Origin of the sequence: Tundrisphaera macrotermitis, from assembly GCF_051175315.1 — a bacterium.
GTDB lineage: Bacteria > Planctomycetota > Planctomycetia > Isosphaerales > Isosphaeraceae > Tundrisphaera.
In genome coordinates this window covers 6,839,178-6,852,986 of record NZ_CP195100.1, presented here as the reverse complement: position 1 = coordinate 6,852,986, position 13,809 = coordinate 6,839,178, and the positions used below count along the sequence as shown (strand labels likewise).

Here is a 13,809-nt window from a genome sequence, read left to right as displayed (position 1 = left end):
GGGCGGGCCCGGCCCGTCCGACCGGCCCCGGCCCGCCTTCGCCGAATCCGCGTCGGCCGCCCGGCAATCATAGGTCGCCGCGCCCGGGATCGGAAGGGGAATCCGGCCGGCCCCCGGCCGGATCGACCCGGGGGCCGCGGGCCAATTCCCCCATCGGCGGGAAACCGTGAGATGATCGGGGCGTTGTGCCCCTCTCTCGGGCAGGACGGGCATGATCCAGGGGAGGCGACCGGACATGGCGGGCGCGGGACTGGGGGCGGCCGATCGGCACCTCCGCGAACTCTTCGGCGGCGCGTCGGCGGTCGGGCTGTCCGATGGCCAGCTTCTGGCCCGGTACGCCTCGACCGGCGACGATGCCGCGTTCGAGGCGCTGGTCGGCCGGCATGGGCCGATGGTCCTGGCCACCTGCCGGGCGATCCTCCGGGATGAGCACGACGTCGAGGACGCCTTCCAGGCCACGTTCCTGGTCCTGGCCCGCAAGGCCGGGACGGTCCGGGGCGGCGAGGCCCTGGGCGGCTGGCTCCACCGGGTCGCCCGCCGGTCGGCCGTGCAGGCCGGAGTCCGGGCCAACCGGAGGCGCCGGAAGGAGGCGGAAGCCTCGGCCCTCGCGCCGACGAAGGAGGCCCGGCCCGAGTTCGACCCGGACCTCCGGGCCATCCTCCACCAGGAGATCGACCGCCTGCCCGAAGCCCAGCGCCTGGCGGTCGTGCTCTGCGACCTGGAAGGGCTGACCTACGAGCAGGCGGCCGGGCAACTCCGCTGGACCGTCCCCGCCTTCCGCTGCCGACTGTCCCGGGCTCGTCAGCGATTGCGGACCCGCCTGACCCGCCGCGGGATCACCGCGACGACGCTGGCCGCCTGGCTGGCCGACTCGACGGCCTCGGCGTTCGTCGTGCCGGCCGCGCTGATGCGGGCGTCCGTGGCCGCCGCGGGCGGCACGACCTCGGCGGGCGTTTTGGCCCTGACCCGATCCATCCTGAGGGGGATGCTCATGACCAAGATCCATTTCGCCGCGACGGCCGCCCTGGCGGCCCTGGCCCTGGCGACGGCCGGCGTGTTCGCCGTCGCGGCCCGGCCCGAAGGCCCCGAAGCCCTGACGATGCCGGCGGCCCAGGCCCCGGAACCCGCCCCAGCCAGGCCAGATCTACCCCCGGCCGAGGCGGCCAGGCCGGACGAGCCGATCCCTGTCCGGGGCACCGTCGTCGGCCCCGACGGCCGGCCGGTCGCCGGGGCGCGGGTCCGTCTGGCCGAATCGCGCGGCGAGATCCCGCCCGACCTCGCGGCGACGACCGGGCCGGATGGCCGATTTGCCCTCCAGGTCCCGCGATCGCTCCGGGAGGCGAACGTCGACATCATCGATCGCTTCCCGAGGCTCGTGGCCACGGCCCCGGGCTTCGCCCCCGGCTGGGCCGAGGGCGTCCTGCGGGGAGGCGCCCCATCCAGCCCGACGATCCGGCTGGCCGAGGCCGGCCCGCCCATCGAGGGCCGGGTGGTCGACCTGGAAGGGCGGCCCGTCGCCGGGGCCCGGGTCGCGACCACCGACCTTTATTTCTCCGAGGCCGGCGATCTGGGCTCGTGGATCGCCTCCGTCCGGTTGGTCGGCGTCCGGGCGATCTGGCGGGAGCTGGGCCGCATCCACATCGATTCGCCCGAGGCCGCGACCACCGACGCCGAGGGCCGGTTCCGGATCGATGGGCCGGGCCGCGACCGGATCGCCGTCCTGCTCCTCTCGGGCCCCGGGATCGCCGCCGAGTCGCTCCACGTGATGGGCCGGGATGACCCGGAAGTCCGGACCGTCGACAAGAGTTGGGTCGAGCCCCGCCCCTTCCTCATCCACCCCCGTCGGTTCCAGCACGTCGCGGCCCCGTCCCGGCCGATCGAGGGGACCATCCGCGATCGGGACACCGGCCGGCCGATCGCCGGGGTCCTGATCCGAGGGAACATCGTGCGGGACGGCGACAACACCTGGATCGATGGGGTCGAGGCCAGAACCGATGCCGATGGACGGTATCGGCTGGAAGGGCTCCCGGCGGCGGCAAGCTATCGCCTCTTCCTGTTCCCCGGACGCGGCGTCCCCTACGCCAATGCGGCACTGCCCGTCCCGGCCCCTCCGCCCGGCCCGGGGCCTATCGCCTTCGACGTGGCCCTCAAGCGGGGCACGCTGGTCCGGGGGAAGGTCACGGACAGGGCGACCGGCAAGCCCGTCCCGGGGGTGTTGAACGCCCTGGCGTTCGCCGACAACCCGCACGTCCGCGACTTCCCGGGCTATTCCGGTGGCTATCCGACCCGCGCCCCCGTCGAGGACGATGGGCGATTCGAGGTCGTCGCCCTGCCCGGTCGGGGGATCATCACCTTCCGCGCCAGCAACGATTCCGCCTACCGGGGCGGCGTCGGGGCCGATGCCATCCCGGGCATCAAATCGGGCTCCAATTACCGCTATTTCAGCACCGTGCCCGAGATCTGCAACCCCACGGGTTATCACCTGCTGGCCGGGGTGGATCTCGCCCCCGGGAGCGAGTCGTTCGAACTCGACCTCCAGGTCGACCCCGGCCGGTCGATCGCGATCACGGCCGTCGATCCCGGAGGCCATCCCCTCCCGGGGACCACGGCCCAGGGCCTCGGCGGGCTGTACCCGATCCCACGTCCGCAGGAAGCGGCCACGTTCGAGGCCCTGGGTTATGATCCGGCGCGGCCGCGCCGGGTCACGATCGTCCATATCGGGCGCAAGCTGGCCGGATCGGCCTACCTGAAAGGGGATCCGCCGGACGCGGTGACGGTGCGGCTCCAGCCCTGGGGCGAAATCTCCGGGCGGGTCGTCGACGACGAGGGCCGGCCTCGGCCGGGGATGCAGATCCTCAGCCTGTTCGGCGGCCCCGGCGATCGGGCCGAGGCCCGGGCGGCCCTCCGCGGCGTGGGCGACGCGACCGGCGACATCGCCACCGACATCGATGGCCGGTTCCGGGTCCAGGGATTGCTCCCCGGCCTGGAATATGGGGCATCCCTCGCCAATAGTTCCCAGATCCTCGGGACTCTGTTCGATGGCCTGGTCGTCGCCCCCGGCGAGGCCCGGGACCTGGGCGACCTCAAGGTCCAGCCCGGCAAGGATCCGGCGGAGTGATCGATGAAACCCCGCCGGATCGCCCCGGCCTCCCCGGTCAGGCGAGGCGGTAGACCCGCAGGGCATTGTCGTGGAACAGCTTGCGTTGCTCGGCCTCGGGGCGGGAGCGGACGACCTCGCGGAGGGCGTCGGTCCAGCCCCGGAGCGTCGACGCCAGGTTGCAGACCGGCCAGTCGCCGCCGAACAGGACCCGGTCGGGGCCGAACGCGGAGAGGACCCGGTCGACGGCGGGGGCGATGTCCTCGGCCGTCCACGACCCCGGGGTGAAGGTCGCGGTGAGGCCCGAGACCTTGCAGGCGACGTTCTCCCGCTCGGCCATCCGGGCGATGTCGTCGCGCCAGGCGGAGAGGTCCTTGTCCTTCAGCTTGGGGTTGCCGCAGTGGTCGAGGATGAACGACGTGCCCGGGCAGGCGTCGACCAGCCGGGTCGCGTCGGGCAACTCGGCCGGCCGCAGGCAGAGGTCGAAGCTCAGGCCCGACTCGCCCAGCAGCCGGATGCCCCGGATGAATTTTGGATCCAGGCAGGTGCCCGGCGGCGTGCCGCCGTGGAGGACCTGCCTCATCCCCTTGATCTCGGGCTTGTCCTTGTAGTAGGCCAGGTCGTCGGCGAATCCGTCCGACGCGGGCCGGCCGCCGATCACGGCGCCGGCCAGGGGGCCATCCTTGCGGCGGCACAGGTCGACGACGTAATCGGCCTCCGCCCGGTGCTGGTCGGGCGCGACGTCCACCTCCACGTAGACCGTCTTGACGACGCCCAGCCCCTCGGCGTCCTTGAGGTAGGCGTCCATCAGGAAGTCATGCGCCAGCGGCTGGCCGGCCGCGAGCCAGGGCAGGCGGAATTTCGAGAGGTCCCAGAGGTGCTGATGGCTGTCGATGATCGGGATCGCCGCCGGCGCGGCCCCGATGCCCGCCCCGACGGCCACGGCCAGCGCGGCCGACCGGCCCAGGAATTCCCGACGACTCGCGTGCCTGCCCATGATCCATCCTCCGGAAGGTGCCGACCTCGACCGGGCCAGTGAAGCACGACCGGGGCCCGATCGCCACCCGCTATCGCCTCCATTTTCGGCCGGTCCGGGACGTGTCGTCGGCCTTGCCCTCGCCGGGCGGGCCGCAGTATCCTCGGGCGGGGTTCCGGATCGGGGAGGGGGATCGAAGGCATTCATGGCGAACCTGCTGCGGAAGTCGCGGATCACGGCCGGGCCCGGCTTCAATCGCTGGCTCATCCCCCCGGCGGCGCTGGCGATCCACCTGTGCATCGGCCAGGTCTATGCGTTCAGCGTGTTCAACCTGCCGCTGACCCGGGCGATCGGGATTGATGCCCCGGCACCGGGAGACTGGAAGCTGACCGATGTCGGCTGGACGTTCACCCTGGCGATCGTCTTCCTCGGGCTGTCGGCGGCATTCGGCGGGAAGTGGCTGGAGCGGGCCGGGCCCCGGGCGAGCGGGGTGGCCAGCGCCTGCCTGTGGGGCCTGGGTTTCCTGGTCGCGGCCGTGGGCGTGCATCGCCACCAGCTCTGGCTGCTGCAACTCGGCTACGGCGTGCTCGGCGGCTGCGGGCTGGGGATCGGCTACATCACGCCGGTCTCGACCCTGATCCGCTGGTTCCCGGACCGCCGGGGCATGGCCACCGGGATGGCGATCATGGGATTCGGCGGGGGAGCGATGATCGCCGCCCCGTTGTCCGAGGCGCTCATGCGCCGCTTCGCCTCGCCAACCTCCGTGGGCGTGGCCGAGACGTTCCTGGTGCTCGGGGCCGTCTATTTCGCCGCGATGATTGCCGGCGCCTTCCTGTTCCGCGTTCCGCCCGAGGGCTGGGCCCCGCGCGGCTGGACGCCCCCGCCGGCCACCCGGGTGCTGGCGAGCGAGCACCACGTCCCGGTGGAAGCGGCCACGCTGACGCCGCAGTTCGCCCTGCTCTGGATGATCCTGTTCCTGAACGTGACCGCCGGCATCGGCGTGCTGGGCCAGGCGTCGCCGATGATCCAGGAGATCTTCCGGGGCCGGATCGATGCGCAGGCGGCGGCCGGGTTCGTGGGCCTGCTCGGACTGTTCAACATGGGGGGCCGGTTCGCCTGGGCGTCGGCCTCCGACGCGATCGGCCGCAAGGCGACCTACGCGATCTTCTTCGCGGCCGGGGCGGTGCTTTTCGCGCTCGTGCCGGTCGCGGGTCGGGCCGGCAACGTCCCCCTGTTCGTCGCCTGCTTCGCGGCGATCCTGAGCATGTACGGCGGCGGCTTCGCCACCATCCCGGCCTACCTCTCGGACCTGTTCGGCACCCGGCAGGTGGGGGCGATCCACGGCCGCCTGCTCACTGCGTGGTCGGCGGCGGGCGTGGCCGGACCGGCGCTGATCGCGTACATCCGCCAGTACCAGGTCGATCACGCCGTGGCCAAGTCCGACGCCTACAACCTCACCATGAACCTGATGGCCGGGCTGCTCGGGATTGGTTTCCTTTGCAACCTGCTGGTCACGCGGGTCCACCCCCGGCACGTCCGCAGCCGCGAGGAGTTGCCATGACGCCCGGACGCGAGGAACTCGAAGCCACCCCCGGCGGGTGGGGGCTGGTGGCCGTGGCCTGGACTTTGGTCACGCTGCCCTTGCTTTATGGGGTGGTCATGACCTTCCGCAAGGCGATGCTCCTGTTCGTCCCCTGATCGGGTCCGGGCGGTTCAGGGCTTCAACTCGACGTTGCTGATCCCCTCGGTGCCGGGGTGGAACAGGTTGTCCGAGAAGTGGAGCCCTTCGGGCGAGTGGCCCGACCCGGCCTCGACCCGGACGGCGAGGCGATAGCGCGGTCGGTCGGGCTCGCCTTCGGCCCGGTCGCGGCGGCCGTCGTCGACGATGTTGCCCGTGACGATCACGTCGCGCAGGGGCGGGTCGGCCGGTTCCTGGCCATGGTCGAACCGGATCGGGCAGCGGTCGGCGTCCTTCCAGATCCAGGCGGAATGGCCCGCGCCGAAGCCCGAGATGATGTTGTTGGCGATGATCGACCCGCCGTCGACGTTGCCCGGCGCCGAGGCCACGCCCGGCATCAGGCCGATCGCCCAGAGGTCGTTGCGGCTGAACTGGTTGCCGGTGATCAGGACGTGCCGCGACCCGTGCATGGCCTTCATGCCGATGAACGAGTTGGTGACGATGTTGTTGCTCACGACCACGCGGTCGGAGTGGAGGTCGATCCCCTGCGCCGCGTTCTCGATGTGGTTGCCCAGGATGCGGGTGTCGGCGGACTCGGTCGGCCCGGTCACGATCAGGGCCGAGCCCTGGTGCCAGTTGTTGACGTACCCGGCGTCCCAGGTCGCCTGCGCGACCAATGCTCCCTTCGTCGGGTTCTTCGCGGTGAACGTCCCCAGCCGGTGCTCCGCCTTCAACTCGGGCGTGGGGATGAGCCGTTCTTCGATGATCGTGCAGCCTTCGATCAGCGTCCCGTGCGAGCGGTCGACGACGATGCCGGTGCCGTCGATGCACCGGAAGGCGTAGCCCTGGTTCGCGGCGTCGCGGGTCCGGTCGTCGACGGCGATGCTCATGTAGTTCCGCACCTCGCACCGGGAGATCCGGACGCGGTGCGACCCTTCCACCCGGATCGCCCCGGATCGCGTTCGGTTGTCCTCGACCCGCAGGCCGTCGAGCGTGATGTCCCGGCCATCCGAGATCAGCACCCCCTCGCGGCCCGTCTCCATCGCCCCCTCGGCCCGGGTCAGCGTGAGGCCGGAGAGCCGGACGCCCCGGGCGTGCTCGATCTCCACGATGGCCGCCCCGGGGTCGGACATCACGATCCGCCCCGACCCCGCCAGCCCGCCGCCGGGCTTGTCGATGCGGATCGTCTTGCCGATCGCGTGATCGCCCGGCGGGACGGCGACGACCCGCCCGGGGTTGGCGTCGATGGCCGCTTGGATCGTCGGGTAATCCCCGGCCGAGATCTCACCGTTGCCAGCCTGGGCTGTTGTCGCGACGGCCGACCACGCGGCCAAGGCGAAGATCCCAACCCGAGGCCCGATCGAATGGAGAGGATCAAGCATGGACGCCTCAGACGGGATGGGTCGCGGGATGGGTTTCGGGGAGGCAGCTGTCACCTTGAGCCGGCATTCGGGACGTCGTAATTTGGGGCGGTAGGACAAGTGTAAAGAAGAACATTTCGGAATACTTGCATGAGTATGACTTGGCCCCGGATCCGTGCGCTCGTCCTCGTGTTCATCGGGGCGGCTTGCGCAATCAAAGTGGTTTGGCCCCTCCTGCCTCAGGTCTACCAGACGATCCGACGGGCCGACGAGATCGTCGTTTACGAGGGGCTTCCGCATCATGCATATGAGCAAGAATTATTCGAGGAGGAGCGGAAGGTCAGGCCGATCGTCATGCTGTCCGACTTCCCGTTCTACCGAGAGCCCCTCGCCATGAAGGCGGAGGACGTCGCGACGCTCCGCGACCTGATCGGCGCCAGGGGGACCTATGCCGGCATCTCGTCCAACGTGGAGAAGACCTGCGGCGGTTTTCATCCCGACTTCGCCGTCGAATGGTCCGTCGAGGGGAAGGTCACCCGCTGCCTGATCTGCTTCGGGTGCTTCGAGGCTCGCTTCGTGGACCCGGAGGGGGCCCGGTCCTTCTATGACCTCAAGACCGAAAGGGTCGCCGGCAAAATGAGGGCGAAGCTGATGGACCTGCTCAAGGCCTACCGGAAGAACCGCCCGCCGCACGAAAGGTTCGGTCTCCACCCGATCGCCATGTCGTCTCGATGATCGGTGCTAGGTTCTGGGCTGTTCCCGATCCTGCCTGGATCGGCCGAGGAGGTCGCGGAGGCCGTTGCCACGCAGGATCCAGATCCCGACGCCGGCCACGAGGAAGAGGATCGACAAGACCGCATAGATCAAAATCATTCCGAGCATGCTGGTTCATCCCAGGGAGAGGTCGAGGACGGACCGGATGGGCTCACCGGGCTTCCCCTTCGGGGTCGAGGAAGCGATCGAGGTGGATGAACAGGACGCGCGAGGCCCGGAACACGGCCGGGACCAGGGGGAGGAACAGGACCCAGGCCGCCACCAGGACCCAATGGAGCGGCCAGGTCGGGACGATCCAGAGCGAGCCGGCGATCACCCCGGCGGCGATGATCGGGACGGCGATCGCATAGCTGAAGTACATCGCCCCGGTGAAGTAGCCGGGCTCGTGCTCGAACCGGTAGCCGCACTCCGGGCACCGCTCGTTCATCCGGGTCCGTCCGGCGAAGATCCGCCCGATCCCGCACTCCGGGCACCGCCCTCGCAGGAGGGCCCGGAGTCGCGAGGGGCGGCGTGTGCCCGTCATCGGCCCAGGGCCGAGCGCACCCCGTCCGGCAGGTCGGCTTCCTTGACCTGGCCCGCCTTCAGGGCGTCGCGGAGGGCCGCCCGGCGCTCGTCGTTGCGGACCAGGGCCTCCAGGGCCCATTTGCGGTTGGACGGGGTGAGGCCGCCCATCGCATCGAGCAGCGCCCGGGTCGCGCGGGGATCGGGCAGGTCGCCCAGGGCCGAGACCGCCCCCTGCTGGAGTTCGCCGTTGGTGCCGGGGGCCAGGTAGCGGGACAGCGGGGCGCCGGCCTTGTCCCAGGGCTCGAGGCCGATCATCCGCAGGGCATCGTACCGCGTCCCGCTGGGCACCGAGGCATCGTCGGCCATCGCGAAGGCCAGGCCCAGGGCCCGCCGCCAGCGGCCGAGGCGGGCCGGGTCGTCGCGGAGCAGGGCTTCGACCCGCGCGCCGGGCCATTCCCCGGCCTGGGTGATCCCGTTGATGATCCCCCCGCCGATCGCCACGGCCTGCCAGCGCTCCAGGGGCTGGGAGTCGGCCGGGGTGGAGGCGTCCAGGATCCGGACGATCTCGGCGGCATCGTTGCGCCGTCCGGCGGCGATGGCAACCTGCCAGATCCAGGGGATCCGCCGCGATTCCTCGGTGTGGTCTGCCGGGTCGAGGCCCTTCGTCAGCTCGGACAGGAGTTCGGCCGACTTCGCGGCGTCGATGGCCAGCAGCGCGTCGCGGCGGCCCTTGGCCGTCTTGGGGTTGAGGATCTCGGCGGCGCGGTCGGCGGCCGAGGTCGGCAGTTCCGGCGGGGCGGGCGTGGCCGGGGGCGGCAGGCTGCCCAGCCCCTTGGGCACGAGGGTCAGCGAGCGGATGTCGGCCAGGGCGACCCGGATCGGGCCGGCCGGGCGGATCTCGATCCGGTGGTCGCCTGCGGGCAGGGGGATCTCGCCGATCCAGAGGGGCCGGTAGTCGGACCAGCCGGACGTGCCGGCGATCCGGCCGCGGAGCGTGGTCGCCCCGGCCCGGACCTCGTAGGCGTTGCCCGCCGCCTCCTCATCGCAGGCCGAGTCCAGGGTCGCGGAGAACGTGGTCGGGCGGTCGAGGTGGAACGTCCAGGCGGCGCGATCCCGGGGGGTGTGCCAGTAGCCGAGGTTGGCGAACTCGGGCTCGAAGACCAGGCTGGGGCCGTAGACCTCGGCGGCGTCGGCCGTCAGGCGGAGCGTGCCGTCGGCGTCCGGGACGACCGGGCGGGGCCGGTTGCCGGCCAGTTCCTTGGGCCGCACGCCGCCCCGGTTCAGGAAGGCGATCAGGTCGGCCATGTCGGCCGGGGTCAGGTCGTTTTCCAGCCCCTCGGGCATCAGGGATTTCCCGGCCGTGGCCAGGTCTTCCAGGTCGACCCGGAGGATGGCGTCGGCGGCGCCGTCCTGGCGCTTCAGGGTGATGGCGCCGGCGGTCTCCGAGGCGATCAGGCCGGCCAGGACGCGGCCGTCCTTGAGGGCGGCGGTGTAGACGGCGTAGCGGGCGTCGACCTCGGCGTTGGGGTCGAGGATCGCCCCGAGCAGGGCGTCGGGCGAGGTGTCGGTCAGGGCCATCAGGTCGGGGCCGACCTCGTGGCCGACCTCGCCCACCTTGTGGCACGAGGCGCAGGCCCGGGCGAAGGCCCTGGCCCCCCGGTTCGCATCGCCGGGCAGGGTCCTGGCCGAGGCGTAGGCCGCGACGACCGCCTTGCGCGGGCCGATCGCGGACGGGCCGAAGACCCGGGCGACCCGGTTGCGGTGGTCCTCGGTCCCCTTGCCGAGCAGGCGCTCGCGGTGGGCGGCGTCGACCAGGGTCGGGGCGATCCGGCCCTTCTCCAGGGCGTCGACGACGGCCTCGGCCGTGGCCTCGCGGGCGAGCAGGGCGTCCAGGGCCGCGCCCCGGTTGGCCGGGCCGAACCGCGACCAGGCGGCGAGCACCGCGTCGGCCGCCGGACGGTCGCCGATCCGCGCCAGGCCCTGGATGGCCGCCGCCTGGATGTCGGCCGGCTCGGACGGTTCGAGGGTGCCGGACAGCACCTCGCGATCGGCGTCGCGGTCGCCCCGGCCCAGCAGGCGGAGGGCGGCCACCCGCGCCGGGGCGGGGCGGGATCGGTCGGCGGCCCAGGCCCGGGCCACCGCGAGCGTCGGGGCGACGTCCGGGTCGGCGGCCAGGGCGGGGTCATTCCTGGCGTCGAGCAGCCGGGCGAGCGCCCCGAGCTTCCAGGCCTCGGGGCCGCGATCGACGACCCGGAGCAGGCCCAGGACGCGGCGGATGTCGGCCGGGTTGCCGGAGCCGGCGATCGTGGCCACCAGGGGCTCGACCAGGGCCGGTGCGGGCCCGGCTTCGCCCGCCTTCGCCGCGACCTCGGCCAAAATCGCCGGGGCGTGGGGCGTGGCCGAGGACAGCACCGCGGCGAGGATCCAGCGGTCGGCCCCGTCGCGGGCGGCGATCCGGCCCAGGGCTGCGCCGGCCTCCGGGGCGGTGGATTCGCCCAGGCTCAGGGCGGCCTGGAACCGGACCGGGGCGTCGGGGTCATCGGCCCGGGCGATCACTGCGGGGAGCAGCCGGGCGTCGGCCGTGAAGCGGGATTCGGCCATCCGGATCGCCTCGCGGCGGACGCCGGGATGGGCGTCGGCCAGCCCGCCGAGCAGCGTGTCCGGGTCCAGCACGCCCAGGCCGTCGAGGGTGGCCAGGGCCTGCAACCGGGCCTCGGGGTGGGTGCTGGTTTTGGCCAGCTCGACCAGCGTCGGCGCGGCCGATCGGTCGCCGCGGTGGACCAGCAGCCTCTGGACGTTGTCGCGCACCGTGCCGTTGGGGGTGTCGATGGCCCGGGCGAGTTCCGGGCCCTGGAGCGATTCGAGCCGGGCGACCGGCCGGGTCGGTCGGCCCTCGGCGACCACGCGGTAGATCCGGCCCATGGTGGCACCGGCGCGGACGTCGATCGTCTTGAGTGTCTCGGGCGAGATCCAGCGCGGGTGCTCGACCACGGCGCGGTACATGTCCGCCACCCACAGGGCGCCGTCGGGCCCGGTGCGGACCTGGACCGGGCGGCACCAGGGGTCGGTGGAGGCCAGGAACTCCGATTCCTCCTCGCCCGGGGCGCGATGGCCGGCGAAGGTCGCCCCCTCGGGAGTCAGCACGGCCCGCCGGACCAGGTTGTGCACCGGCTCGCAGGTGAACGAGTTGCCGGTGAACTCTTTGCCGAGGTAGTCGTCGCGGTAGATCAGGGGCGAGCAGGCCGAGGTCACGCGGTTGGCGCTCTCGGGGTGGTTGAACCGGGCCACAGTCTCGCTGGCCGGGTAGATCCGCGCCGGGTCGGCGTCCCGGACCACGTTCACGGCCGGGGCCGGGGGGGCCACCCGGGGGTTGCGGCGGGCATAGTGGTCGGGCAGGGGGAAGTGCTGGATCAGCACGCTGTTGTTGCCGCCGAACGGGTTGCCCCAGTCGTCGCGGACCCGCCCCTGCTGGGTCAGCCCCGAGGCCGGCTCGAAGGCCCCGGTGTCGGGCTTCATGCGGAAGTCCCGGCCGCCGATGTTGACCTCGGAACCGTTGGCCATCCCCCGGATCGTCCCGCCGATCAGGCCGTTGGCACCGTAGACCCAGTTGTCGAGCCCGTAGGACAGGCCGTTGACGCGGGCCTGGTAGTTCTCGGTGGCGAAGCCCTGGAGCATCGAGCGGCGGATGTCGGCCCGGCCGTCGCCGTCGGTGTCCTCGGCGTAGATGACCTCGGGCGCGGCGCACACGATCACGCCCTTGCGCCAGGCCATCACGCCGGTCGGGAAGGGCAGGCCGTCGAGGAATTTGGTCGCCGTCTCATAGCGGCCGTCGCCGTCGCGATCTTCCAGCACCTTGACCACGCCGCCGGGCTTCCAGTCGTTGGCGATCCCCATCGGGTAGTCGCGCATTTCGCAGACCCAGAGCTTGCCGTCGACGCCGAAGTCCACGGCCACCGGGCTTTCCACCAGGGGCTCGGCGGCCACCAGCTCGACGCGGAAGCCGGGCTTGACCCGCCACGCCGCCCGGCCCTGCTCGGGGGTGAGCGGGGGCCTGGGCGGCTCGGCGGCCTTGGGGGCCTCGAAGCCGGGGCCGACCACGCGGAGCACGGCGGCGTCGATCAGGTCTTCCACGCCCGGCTTGAGCCGGGTGGGCCAGCCGTAATAGACCATCGCCCCGCCCCCCTCGTAGCCCCCTTCGCGGAGGATTCGCTCGGAGGGGATGTAGCAGGGGGCGTCGTTGCTGTAGGCGGAGACCCAGAGACGGGCCGGGTCGAGTTCCTTCTTGAGCCGGAGGACGTAGTCGACCACGACCTCGCCGGGCAGGAAGACCATCGCCAGCTTGTCGCCGAACCGCCAGGCCTGGGCCGAGTAGGGCAGGGCCTCCGGCAGCTTCTCGCCGCGATCGAGCCGGGACAGCCAGACCGAGGCGTTGTAGCCGGGGGGGCCGCCGGCCTTGACCAGCTTCTCCAGGGCCTCGCGGTCGGGCAGGGTGTCGAACGGGAGGGAGAACTTCTCGACGGCGATGGCGGGCGGGGCGGCGGGCAGGTCGGCCCACGACCCCTTGAGCAGGCGGGCCACCTCGTCGGCCACGGACCGGCCGTAGGATTCGGCCATCGCCTGCGAGCCGCGGGGCGTGGGGTTGGAGTCGGCCCCGCAGCCGACCACGGTCAGGGCGATGCAGCCGGGGTGGTCGGCCTCGATGGCCTCCTGCGCCACGCCGGCCCAGTCGCCGTGGACGAGGTTGTCGGTGTGGGGGATGGTCGTGCAGTGGCAGGCGTAGTTGGTCAGGATCGCCCGGATCTTGCCGTCCGGGGCGGTCACGCGGAGGACCGGCAGGGCGTGGTCGACCGGCCCCCCCTTGGTGCGGCGGTTGGCGGCGAACCCGACCTTCCCCTGGGACCAGGACAGCTGGCCGGGGGCGCGATCGGCGAGGGCGTCCAGGCAGACCTTTTCGAGCCGGTCGACCAGGGTGCGGGTGTACGCGTCGACCCGCGCCTGCTCCTCGGCCGGCAGCTTCTTGCCGAAGATGTGGGGGGCGACGTCGGTGAGGCAGGGGGCGTAGTGGGTGTGCGACGCGGCGATCGAGAGCCGCTCGGGCTTGATCCCGGCCTTCCGCTCCAGCCGGCCGGCGACCTCGGCGACGCTCGCGGCGGAGATGCCCAGGCTGTCCAGCGAGACCAGGATCGCCGGGCCCTGTTCGTCGGACCCGATCGCCAGGGCCTTGGCCCAGATCTTCTGGGCGACCCCGTTGGATTCGGCCGTCCGGGACAGGTAGCCGCTGAGCCAGATCGGCCCTTCGGGGGTGACGTCCGCGCGGGCCACCCCGATCGGGATGGTGTCATCGGCGAGGGCGGGACGGGCCAGGAGCGGCGCGAGGCAGGCCGCGAGGGCCAGGAGGGCGGGGCGGATCGGCATGGTG

Annotated in this window: 9 protein-coding genes; 4 read left to right on the top strand and 5 right to left on the bottom strand. The window is 72.3% G+C overall.

The window, feature by feature from the left end; all coding sequences use genetic code 11:
* The first annotated feature begins 235 nt into the window (after positions 1-235).
* Entirely contained in the window at positions 236-3,118 is a 2,883-nt protein-coding gene (locus tag TA3x_RS27740; RefSeq protein WP_435017926.1) for a sigma-70 family RNA polymerase sigma factor, read from the top strand.
* Between the two features lie 37 nt (positions 3,119-3,155).
* Here TA3x_RS27740 and TA3x_RS27735 read toward each other — a convergent pair whose 3' ends face one another.
* A complete protein-coding gene (locus tag TA3x_RS27735; RefSeq protein WP_435017925.1) occupies positions 3,156-4,094 on the bottom strand; it encodes an amidohydrolase family protein in 939 nt (312 codons plus the stop codon).
* Positions 4,095-4,278: 184 nt separating this feature from the next.
* Between TA3x_RS27735 and TA3x_RS27730 the strand changes: the two genes are divergently transcribed.
* Positions 4,279-5,634 carry an L-lactate MFS transporter gene (locus tag TA3x_RS27730; RefSeq protein WP_435017924.1) on the top strand — a complete coding sequence of 452 codons (1,356 nt, stop codon included), beginning with the start codon at positions 4,279-4,281 and terminating at the stop codon, positions 5,632-5,634.
* On the top strand, positions 5,631-5,771 hold the full coding sequence (locus TA3x_RS27725) for an MFS transporter small subunit (RefSeq protein ID WP_435017922.1): 141 nt from the start codon (positions 5,631-5,633) through the stop codon (positions 5,769-5,771). Before TA3x_RS27730 ends, TA3x_RS27725 begins: the two co-directional genes overlap by 4 nt.
* Positions 5,772-5,786: 15 nt before the next feature.
* Here TA3x_RS27725 and TA3x_RS27720 read toward each other — a convergent pair whose 3' ends face one another.
* Positions 5,787-7,085: a right-handed parallel beta-helix repeat-containing protein gene (locus tag TA3x_RS27720; protein ID WP_435017921.1), complete on the bottom strand. Its 1,299-nt coding sequence runs from the start codon at positions 7,083-7,085 to the stop codon at positions 5,787-5,789.
* 246 nt (positions 7,086-7,331) lie between these two features.
* On the opposite strand from TA3x_RS27720, the gene TA3x_RS27715 reads away from it, so the two are divergent.
* On the top strand, positions 7,332-7,847 hold the full coding sequence (locus TA3x_RS27715) for a hypothetical protein (RefSeq protein WP_435017920.1): 516 nt from the start codon (positions 7,332-7,334) through the stop codon (positions 7,845-7,847).
* Between the two features lie 6 nt (positions 7,848-7,853).
* Here TA3x_RS27715 and TA3x_RS27710 read toward each other — a convergent pair whose 3' ends face one another.
* From TA3x_RS27710 to TA3x_RS27700, 3 genes are read right to left on the bottom strand one after another with little or no spacing between them, the layout of a single operon-like run.
* Complete coding sequence (locus TA3x_RS27710) at positions 7,854-7,994, bottom strand: hypothetical protein (protein ID WP_435017919.1); 141 nt, start codon at positions 7,992-7,994, stop codon at positions 7,854-7,856.
* Positions 7,995-8,037: 43 nt separating this feature from the next.
* The gene (locus TA3x_RS27705) at positions 8,038-8,409 is read right to left on the bottom strand and encodes a DUF983 domain-containing protein (protein WP_435017918.1); all 372 of its coding nucleotides are present in this window, start codon (positions 8,407-8,409) and stop codon (positions 8,038-8,040) included.
* Entirely contained in the window at positions 8,406-13,805 is a 5,400-nt protein-coding gene (locus tag TA3x_RS27700) for a neutral/alkaline non-lysosomal ceramidase N-terminal domain-containing protein (RefSeq protein WP_435017917.1), read from the bottom strand. The genes TA3x_RS27705 and TA3x_RS27700 overlap by 4 nt, the downstream gene beginning before the upstream one ends.
* Positions 13,806-13,809: the final 4 nt, after the last annotated feature.

Excerpts from the sequence above, each read along its gene's own strand:
- TA3x_RS27740 (WP_435017926.1), top strand. The coding sequence starts at position 236 with ATGGCGGGCGCGGGACTGGGGGCGGCCGATCGGCACCTCCGCGAACTC.
- TA3x_RS27735 (WP_435017925.1), bottom strand. The coding sequence starts at position 4,094 with ATGGGCAGGCACGCGAGTCGTCGGGAATTCCTGGGCCGGTCGGCCGCG.
- TA3x_RS27730 (WP_435017924.1), top strand. The coding sequence starts at position 4,279 with ATGGCGAACCTGCTGCGGAAGTCGCGGATCACGGCCGGGCCCGGCTTC.
- TA3x_RS27725 (WP_435017922.1), top strand. The coding sequence starts at position 5,631 with ATGACGCCCGGACGCGAGGAACTCGAAGCCACCCCCGGCGGGTGGGGG.
- TA3x_RS27710 (WP_435017919.1), bottom strand. The coding sequence starts at position 7,994 with ATGCTCGGAATGATTTTGATCTATGCGGTCTTGTCGATCCTCTTCCTC.
- TA3x_RS27705 (WP_435017918.1), bottom strand. The coding sequence starts at position 8,409 with ATGACGGGCACACGCCGCCCCTCGCGACTCCGGGCCCTCCTGCGAGGG.
- TA3x_RS27700 (WP_435017917.1), bottom strand. The coding sequence starts at position 13,805 with ATGCCGATCCGCCCCGCCCTCCTGGCCCTCGCGGCCTGCCTCGCGCCG.